General features: G+C 70.7%; 8 protein-coding genes. 4 read left to right on the top strand and 4 right to left on the bottom strand.

Features of this window, described 5'->3' with window-relative positions; genetic code table 11:
* The 3 genes from KME77_RS13165 to KME77_RS13155 all read left to right on the top strand — a co-directional run.
* Nucleotides 1–1,236: RNA polymerase sigma factor (locus KME77_RS13165; protein ID WP_219466431.1), on the top strand; the 1,236-nt coding region annotated here is incomplete at its 5' end.
* A gap of 540 nt (nt 1,237–1,776) precedes the next feature.
* A complete protein-coding gene (locus KME77_RS13160; RefSeq protein ID WP_219466428.1) occupies nt 1,777–2,415 on the top strand; it encodes an HNH endonuclease family protein in 639 nt (212 codons plus the stop codon).
* Nucleotides 2,416–2,800: 385 nt separating this feature from the next.
* Nucleotides 2,801–3,655 (top strand): PHP domain-containing protein, encoded by an 855-nt coding sequence (locus KME77_RS13155; RefSeq protein ID WP_219466425.1) that lies wholly within the window; start codon nt 2,801–2,803, stop codon nt 3,653–3,655.
* Between the two features lie 74 nt (nt 3,656–3,729).
* Here KME77_RS13155 and cydB read toward each other — a convergent pair whose 3' ends face one another.
* The 4 genes from cydB to KME77_RS13135 all read right to left on the bottom strand — a co-directional run bounded on the left by cydB (nt 3,730) and on the right by KME77_RS13135 (nt 8,416).
* Nucleotides 3,730–4,608: a cytochrome d ubiquinol oxidase subunit II gene (cydB, locus tag KME77_RS13150; protein WP_219466422.1), complete on the bottom strand. Its 879-nt coding sequence runs from the start codon at nt 4,606–4,608 to the stop codon at nt 3,730–3,732.
* Nucleotides 4,609–4,618: 10 nt separating this feature from the next.
* Nucleotides 4,619–5,962 (bottom strand): cytochrome ubiquinol oxidase subunit I, encoded by a 1,344-nt coding sequence (locus KME77_RS13145; RefSeq protein ID WP_219466418.1) that lies wholly within the window; start codon nt 5,960–5,962, stop codon nt 4,619–4,621.
* A 365-nt stretch (nt 5,963–6,327) separates the two neighbouring features.
* Nucleotides 6,328–7,224, bottom strand: coding sequence for a helix-turn-helix domain-containing protein (locus KME77_RS13140; RefSeq protein WP_219466416.1), 897 nt, complete (start codon nt 7,222–7,224; stop codon nt 6,328–6,330).
* Nucleotides 7,225–7,429: 205 nt separating this feature from the next.
* Nucleotides 7,430–8,416, bottom strand: a complete 987-nt coding sequence (locus tag KME77_RS13135) for a polysaccharide deacetylase family protein (protein WP_246609673.1) — start codon at nt 8,414–8,416, stop codon at nt 7,430–7,432.
* 143 nt (nt 8,417–8,559) lie between these two features.
* Here KME77_RS13135 and KME77_RS13130 point away from each other — a divergent pair.
* Nucleotides 8,560–9,109 (top strand): SRPBCC family protein (locus KME77_RS13130; protein WP_219466407.1); only part of this gene is annotated, 550 nt, incomplete at its 3' end.

Raw genomic sequence — 9,109 nt, 5'->3', positions numbered from 1 at the left:
GACGCGCACCGTCGCGAGTGGGCCTTCGTGCTCGCCGCGACGGTGCGCGTCGCGCGGGACCTGGACCTGGCCGAGGAGTGCGTCCAGGAGGCGTACGCCACGGCGCTGTCGGCCTGGGAACACGACGGCGTCCCCGCCAACCCCGCCGCCTGGCTCACCACCACGGCCAAGCGCCGGGCGATGGACGCGATCCGCCGCGAACTGACGTTCCGCTCGAAGCTGCCGCTGCTGGTGGAGCCCGAGGAGACCACCGGTGAACTCGCCGCGCCCGAGCCGGACGAAAGGGACGCGATGGAACTGGAGGACGCCGTTCCCGACGAGCGGCTGCGGCTCATCTTCACCTGCTGTCACCCCGCGCTCGCCCAGGAGGCGCAGCTCGCGCTCACACTGCGGCTGGTGTGCGGGCTGCCGACGCCGGACGTCGCCCGCGCGCTCCTGGTGTCGGAACAGACCATGGCCGCCCGGATCACCCGGGCGAAGAAGAAGATCAGCATCGCCCGCATCCCCTACCGGATCCCGCGCCCGGCGGACCTGCCCGACCGGCTGGCGGCCGTGCTGGGCGTGATCCACCTGCTGTTCACCGCCGGGCACACGGCGCCGTCCGGCCCCGCCCTCATGCGCGCCGACCTGGCCGACCGCGCGCTGCGCCTGGCCCGCGCGCTGCGCGAGCTCATGCCCGACGAGCCTGAGGTACGGGGACTGCTGGCCCTGCTCGTGGTCACCGACGCCCGCCGGGCCACCCGCACCGGCGCCGATGGCCGGCTGCTGCGGCTGCGGGAACAGGACCGCTCGCGGTGGGACCGCGCCGCGCTGGCCGAGGCGCACGACCTGATCGTGGCCGGGCTGCGCGGCGGCCGCGCCGGGCGCTACATGCTGCAGGCGGCGATCGCCGCGCTGTACGCCGAGGCGCCGTCGTACGAGGAGACGGACTGGCCGCAGATCGTGGCCCTGTACGACAGGCTGCTGGCGCTCTGGCCGTCACCGGTCGTCGCGCTGAACCGGGCCGTGCCGGTGTCGATGGCCCACGGACCGGCGGCCGCCCTGGCGCTGGTGGAGGAACTGGAGCGGGACGGCCGGCTCGCCCGGTACCAGTACCTGCCGACGATCAAGGCGGATCTGCTGCGGCGGCTCGGGCGTACGGACGAGGCGGGGGCCGCGTATCGGCGGGCGCTGGAGCTGACGGACAACGAGGTTGAGCGGGCGTTCCTGACCGAGCGACTGACCGGCCAGGGCTGATCGCCCGGACTGCGGCCACCGGGCCCGGTGACGATCTTCGGAGCGCAACCGAAGGCGGAGGCGGCAGTGTGACCACCTGTGCAAACACCCCCTCTATCGCTGGCTGAGCTTCGATCGCCGGACACTCCCCTTCGGGGGGAAGCCGTGTGGGAAGGCGGCGGACAGCGGAAGCCGCGTAGGACATGCGTGTAGGACATGCGCGTTGGACATGCGCGTTGGACACGCGCGTTGGACACGTGGGGACAGCGGGGAGCCGCATGAGGCAGCGTGGGACAGCGGAAACCACCTGAAACAGACGGGAGCCGCGTGAGGAGGCGGGGGCGTGTGACCGAGCGGTGAACGCCGCCCCAACGTTGACGCACGCTGGGGCGGCACCCTGACGCTGGGTGTAAGGAGTAGCCCAACGGAGACGCTTTCGCTCGGCAAAGGTGGATATTTCCGCATTTATCCGGCGCTGTCACTGTTCAGGGTGCCTGCCCTCCTCTCCCCCTGACAGGCACGTCCGCCTGCCCGAGGAGCGCGGCAGAAGGGCCACCCCTCATGCATCGCAGTCGTGCGTTATCCGCTGCCCTCGGAACCGTCTGCGCCACCGCCCTCGTCCTGCCGATCACCACCCAGCCGGCCGCGGCGATCCCGCCCAACATCCCCTCCGCCGCCACCGCCACGTCCCGCCTCGCCACCCTCACGGTGGCCGCCGAGTCCCACTCCAGCACGTACGACCGCGACCTGTTCCCGCACTGGATCACGGTCAGCGGGAGCTGCAACACCCGCGAGGAGGTCCTCAAGCGCGACGGCACCTCCGTCGTGACCGACTCCTCCTGCGCCGCCGTCTCCGGTTCCTGGTACAGCCCGTACGACGGTGCCACCTGGACCGCCGCCAGCGACGTCGACATCGACCACATGGTCCCCCTGGCCGAGGCGTGGGCCTCCGGCGCCTGGGCCTGGACCACCGCCCGCCGCCAGACGTACGCCAACGACCTCGGCGGCCCCGAGCTGTGGGCGGTCACCGACAACGTCAACCAGTCCAAGGGTGACAAGGACCCCGCCGAATGGCAGCCCTCACGCACCGCCGAACGGTGCCGGTACGCCCGCGCCTGGATCCAGGTGAAGTACTTCTACGCGCTGACCGTCGACAGCGCCGAGAAGTCGGCACTGACCACCATGCTCGGCACCTGCTGACCGGCATGCTCGCCACTTGCTGACCCCCTCCGCCGACGCCGGCGAATGGCTGAGTCGCCGGGCCAGGGCGGCCCACGAAGCGCCCGGCCGGACACCCGACCAACCGCCCGCCAGGGCCGCCGACGAGTCGAGGTGGCGCTTGGCAAGGCCGCCGACGAGTCGAGGCGATCCCGAGGTGATCCCTGGCGAGGCAGCCGATGGGGCGCGGAGGCCCCTGGCCGGGCAGTCGGCGAGGCGAGGTCGCGTTCGGCTGGTCAGGCGCGGAGATTCATGGTCGGGCAGGAGGCCGGTCGTCGCGCGGGATCCGATCGATGGCAAGATCGATTGCACCCCCTCCGCAATCGATCTTGCTATCGTTCGTCTTCCTGATGCTGAGGCGGTTTCCTTGAGTTCACCGGCAGACGCGCCCCTCCTCCCGCCCGACAGCCACGTCCACAGCGAATGGTCCTGGGACGCCCTGGCCGGCTCCATGGAGCGGACCTGTGAGCGGGCCGTCGAGATCGGGCTGCCGTCCCTGGCGTTCACCGAGCACGCCGACTTCACCCCGTGGAGCCTCGGTGATGACGTCGAGATCCCTGACGCCTGGCGCCCGCTGGTGAGCGGCAAGGTGCTCACCCCTCCCGCGCTCGACCTCGACGGTTATCGCGCGTGCCTGGAGCGGTGCCGCGAACGGTTCCCGGCGCTGCGCATCCTGTCGGGGGTCGAGCTGGGTGAGCCGCACTGGCACGGCCACGGGGCGGGCGAACTGCTGGCGCGCGGGGAGTTCGACCGGGTGCTGGCCTCCCTGCACTGCCTGCCGGTGGACGGCGGTTACGCCGACCTCTCCAACAGCTACGGGGACCGGTCGCCGGGGACGGTCGTACGGGCGTACCTGGCCGAGGTCGCGGCGATGATCGAGAGGTTCGACGGGTTCGAGGTGCTAGCCCACGTCGACTATCCGGTGCGGTACTGGCCGGTGGGCGGCGAGCCGTACGAGCCCGCCGCGTTCGAGGACGACTACCGCGTGGTGCTGCGGGCGCTCGCGGGCGCCGGCAAGGCGCTGGAGATCAACACCAGGGTGCCGCTGGATCCGGTGGTGGTGCGCTGGTGGTACGAGGAGGGCGGGCAGGCCGTCACGTTCGCCAGCGACGCGCACGAGCCCGACCTCGTGGCACACGGCCTGGTGGAGGCGAGCGCGATGGCCGGGGCGTGCGGGTTCAGGCCGGGTGCGCATCCGTACGACTTCTGGAGGCGGGCCTGATCGCCTCCAGAGGCGCAGTTGATCGGCGGGGGCGGGGGTGATCGGGATGGTGGTCGGGAAGGTGGTTGGTGGGGTTATGCGGCCAGTGCCACTCGCTTGCGGAACACCCAGTACGTCCAGCCCTGGTACACCAGCACGAACGGCAGCGTGATCAGCCCGATCCAGCTCAGCATCGTCAGCGTGTACGGGCCGGAGGCGGCCGAGGCGAGCGTCATGCCGGGCAGCGGCGCCGAGTAGAGCTGCGTGAACACCGCCGCCGAGGTCAGCGCGACGGCCGCGGCCGTGGTGGCGAAGGCCCAGCCCTCGCGGCGCCGGTAGGTCAGGGCCGCGCCCGCCGCCAGGGCGGCCATGGCGATCAGGGCGGGAACGGAGCCGAGGGCGGACAGCGCCACCACCGCCAGGGGGAGGATCGCGGCGCCGGTGAGCAGGGCGACGGTGCGGGCGCGGTGGCGCACGGGGCCGTCGGTCTTGAGCGACAGGAAGACGGCGCCGTGCAGGAGGCACAGGACCAGCGTGAACACGCCGCCGAACAGCGCGGCGGGCACGCTGTCGAAGAGCAGGTCGGCGAAGAGCGCGCCCCACAGGAAGGCCGGCAGCGCGCTGCCCATCACGATGCCGAAGTCGCACCAGGCCGGGTTGGCGACCTTGCCGCGCCACTCCAGGCCGACACCGCGGACGATCAGGCCGACCAGGATGAGCACCACCGGCATGTAGAACGAGCTGAACACGCCGGAGTACCAGGCCGGGAAGGCCGCGAACATGGCGCCGACCGCGGTGATCAGCCACACCTCGTTGCCGTCCCAGACGGGGCCGATGGTCTCCAGGCTCTGCCGGTGCTGCGCGGGGGTGCGGGCCAGGAACGGGGCCAGCACGCCGACGCCGAAGTCGAAGCCCTCCAGCACGAAGTAGCCGGTCCAGAGGAAGGCGATGATGACGAACCACAGGTTGATCACGGTGTGCACCTCAATACATCAGCGACGGCTGGAGCCGCTCGGGCTCGGGGACGGGCTCGGCCAGCTCGGGGCCCTTGCGTACGTGCCTGGTGAGGAGCAGCACCTCGGCCACCGCGAGCCCCCCGTACAGGAGGGTGAAGATCGTCAGTGAGGTGGCCACCTCGGTCAGGCTCACGCCGGGGGAGACGCTCGCGGCGGTCAGCAGCTCACCGGCGACCGTCCACGGCTGGCGGCCGATCTCGCTCAGCAGCCAGCCCGCGATCATGGCGAGGAACGGCAGCGGCAGCGCCGCCACCAGGAGGCGGGACAGCCAGTCGGGCACCGCGCGCCTGCGGCGGGTCAGCCACAGGCCGAGGACCGACAGCCCTACCGTGCTGAGGCCGAAGACCATCATCACCCGGAACGACCAGAACACGATCTGCTGGTCCGGCCGGTAGTCGCCGGGGCCGAACTCGCGCTCGAACCTGGCCTGAAGGTCTTCGATGCCCTGGACGGTCGCGGCGGGGTCGCCGGTGGACAGGAAGCTGAGGACGGAGGGGATCTCGATGCCGGGGGCGATGCTGAACGGGGCTCCGGCGGTGTCGTGTTCGAGGCCCTCGGCGGAGGCGAGCTTCATCGGCTGCTGCTCGTACAGGAGCTTGGCGGACATGTCGCCCGTGCCCGCGACGACCGCGCCGGCGAGCGCCGTCATCACCAGCGCGGCGCGCGCGGCCGAGCGCCACATCGGCGCCCGCGTGCGCAGCAGCCAGTAGCCGCTGACGGCCAGCACGAACCCGCCCGCGACGATGAACGCGGCCGCGATGACGTGCGGGACCTGGGCGATCGCGGTGGAGTTGGTGAGCACCGCCCACAGGTCGGTCATCCTGGCCCGGCCGTCGACGACCTCGTAGCCGACGGGGTGCTTCATCCAGGCGTTGGCCGCGAGGATGAAGTAGGCCGACAGGTTCGAGCCGATGGCGGCGGCCCAGATGCACGCGAGGTGGACCTTCTTCGGCAGCCTGTCCCAGCCGAAGATCCACAGGCCGAGGAACGTGGACTCCATGAAGAACGCCAGCAACGCCTCCATGGCCAGCGGAGCGCCGAACACGTCACCGACGAACGTGGAGTATTCGCTCCAGTTCATGCCGAACTGGAACTCCTGCACGATGCCCGTCACCACGCCCATGGCGAAGTTGATCAGGAACAGCTTGCCGAAGAACTTCGTCAGCCGGAGGTAGTGCTCCTTGCCCGTCCTGTGCCACGCCGTCTGCAGCCCGGCCACGAAGATGCCCAGGCCGATCGTCAACGGCACGAACAGGAAGTGGTACACGGTGGTCACCCCGAACTGCCACCGCGCCAGGTCGAGCGCGTCCATCGTCCCCCCACCGGGTGTGTTGCTCTACACGCTGTAGTACATCTACCTACAGTAGTACTACAGGCTGTAGAGTGAGGCTATGCGATCTTCGTCACACGCCTGCTGATCGGTGGTCACACGATCCCGCGCGGCGGGGTCGCGGCGCGTCAACCGGTGGGCTGATTCCGGCGTACGCCTACGGGTGGACCCGCGTACGGCGTTTTCTCGTGCGCGTTCATGTGCCGCTTCATGTGCCACTTCATGCGCAGGTTCACGCGCGTGTTCACGCGCGTGTGGGATTTCATATGAAGTGTGCATTTGAGGCGGGCGGACGAGGCGCCAGAATGGCGTTCTGGAAATGCGCGGGGAATTCCGGCCTATTCGGCTTACAGCGTGCTGAGAAGCTGGCGGATGATTCCGGGCGTCGCCGACGCGGGCTGCGCGTGCAGGACGAGCTTGTTCATCAGGTGCTGGTACGGGAGCACGTCGGACTTCCTGGTCAGGTACTGCGCGCCGGCGATCTGCTGCAGGTAGATCACGTCGCCCAGCTCCGCCTCGGCGAAGCGCAGCTGGGTGACGGGTCCGACGTCGCCGACATGGCCGCCGGAGCTGAACGGCAGCACCTGAACGGTGACGTGCGGCAGCTCGGCCATGCGTTGCAGGTGCTCCAGCTGGGCGCGCGTCATCGCCCTGCCGCCCACCCGCCTGCGCAGCGCCGCCTCGTCCATCACCGCCCAGAGCTTGCGCGCCGAGGGCTCGGCCAGCAGCCGCTGGCGTCGCAGCCGTACCGCGACCAGCCGTTCCACCTGGTCGGACGTGCTGCTCTCATGCCCCTGCGCGATGACGGCGCGCGCGTAGTCCTCGGTCTGGAGCAACTGCGGGATCAGCTGGATCTCGTACGTGCGGATGAGGGCGGCGTCCTGTTCCAGCCCCAGGTATGACTCGTGCCAGTCGGGGACGACGTCCCGGTAGTCGTGCCACCAGACAGGCGTGCCGGCCCGCTCGACCAGCGTCAGGATGGCCGATCGCTCGGCCTCGTCCGCGCCGTACAGGGTGAGCAGGTCGGCCACGTCGTACGGCTTGAAGCTGGTCCGTCCCAGCTCCAGGCGCCTGATCTTGGAATGTGAGGCCCGGATGGCGTATCCGGCGTCCTCACGGGTGATGCCGCGCGACTCCCGTAACCGGCGCAGGTGCGCGCCGACCAACATCCGCAGCACTGCCGGGCCCGACTGGCGGGAATCCCCGGTTTCGGCCAGGTCGTTCGCGCCGCGAGCAGTCGTCATATGTGCTCCTGAATAGATGAACGGCCTGTAAGGGCTCGTGCGGCAATCGCATCCGGCCATGCCAGCCCAGACACCATATTCCACGCGAAGTGGAAATTCGATGTCATTGGGGGGTGAGAAATGTGTGTGAGTTCTGTTTCGGGGGCGGCAGGGCGTACGGGCGTCCTTAAAGCGCGTGCGGCTTATGGGGCGGCGGGACGGTGGTTCAGCGGGCGGTGGCCGCGTCCAGGTACGCCTGGAGGTTGCCGAGCTCGAAGCCCCGGCGCTTGATCTTGCCGACCAGGACGCGGAAGTCCCTGGCCAGGTTCGGGCGGAAGTGGAGCAGGAGGATGTCCCCGGGGCGCAGCCGCTTGTCCGGCACCTGGTAGGCGATCTTGCCGCCCGGCTGGACGGTGGCCGTCCAGAGCAGGACCGCCTTCAGGCCGCACTGCTTGGCGGCCCTGAGCGTGTCGGTGTTGTAGTTGCCGAACGGCGGCCTGAACAGCGTGGGCCTGCTGCCCAGCTCCTTCCTGATGACGGCGGAGGAGCCGCAGATCTCCTTGCGCTGGGCGTCGTGGCCGAGGAGGCGGAGGTTCGGGTGGGTGAGGGTGTGGTTCTCCACGGGTACCTGGGCGTCACGCAAGGTGCGGAAATATCCCCACTTACCGGCGCCGACGTACTGGCCGGGGCCGCCTGCCGGGTCGGGGGTGCCCTTCGCCTCCACCGCGTCCCGCATGGCGAACGCCGTGATCGGGATCCGCTGGTCGCGTACCTGCTCGGCGAAGCCGGGGTCCTGCTCCCAGCCGTCGTCGATGGTCAGGAAGACGACCTTGCGCTTGGTGGGGATGGAGCTGATCACCGGAGGGAGGGAGCCGGTCGCCGTGATCTGCCGGACCTCGCCGGGGCGCGGCACGACGCCGGGCGGTCCCTGGGGCGGCTGGGTGGCCGTGGACGGGCCTGAGGCGGTGGGGGCGGCGGACGGGCCCGGGGTGGTGGAGGTGGCCTGGACGTCCGGCGTGCCGCCGCTTCCTGGAGCGGGCGCCGTACGGGTCGGCCCGCCGCAGGCCGCCAGCAGGACGACGGCCACGGCGACGGCGGTCGCACGGGTCACGGCAGCGCCGGTGGTGCGGGTTGTCGCCACAGCGGCCGAACGGGGCGCGGCGGAGATGAGCGTGCGGGGTGTGGCGGGGATCGCTCTGGTTGCTTCTGTCATGCTCTGTCCCTTGGTTCGCCCCTTGCGCACCGGCCCCATCTTGCCAGCCGCGATCACCGGCCGGTCGCATCCGCCACCGGGTGATCACCCGTCTGGCAGGTGTTGCCCTTATCCCGGCGGGCCGGCGTCCCTAGAGTGGCGATGTGAAGGTGGCAGGCAGTGCCGTGATCGGCGTCGAGAGACATCGTGTGTGGGACGCGCTCCAGGACCCGGCGGTGCTGGTGCGCACCATCCCGGGGTGTGAGCGCCTGGAGGAGACGGGGCCGGACACGTACCGGATGACGGTGACGGCCGGGGTCGCCTCCATCAAGGGCGTCTACCAGGGCGAGGTGGTGCTGGCCGAGCCGTCGGCGCCGGACAGCTTCGTCCTGCGGGCGCGCGGCCAGGGCGCTCCGGGGACGGTGGACGCCACCGTGCTGGTACGGCTGAGCGAGGTGGACGAGGCGACGACCAGGGTCGACTACGACGCCGACGCCGTCATCGGCGGCATGATCGGCGGGGTGGGGCAGCGGATGCTCGGCTCGGTGGCCAAGAGGACGGCCGGGGAGTTCTTCGCGGCCGTGGAGGGTCACCTGCGCTCCCCCGTACAGGAGGAGGCCGGTGACGGGGCCATGGCGGACGAGCTGGCCGCCCGCCGCGCCGCCACCGGTCGCGCCGGCGAGGGCGGGGCGGGGGCGCAAGGGCGTGCGGGGG

Source organism: Nonomuraea rhizosphaerae (genome assembly GCF_019396405.1).
In the GTDB taxonomy this organism is placed as follows: domain Bacteria; phylum Actinomycetota; class Actinomycetes; order Streptosporangiales; family Streptosporangiaceae; genus Nonomuraea; species Nonomuraea rhizosphaerae.
The sequence above is the reverse complement of the archived record's forward strand: the minus strand, read 5'-3'. Positions and strand labels throughout refer to the sequence as shown.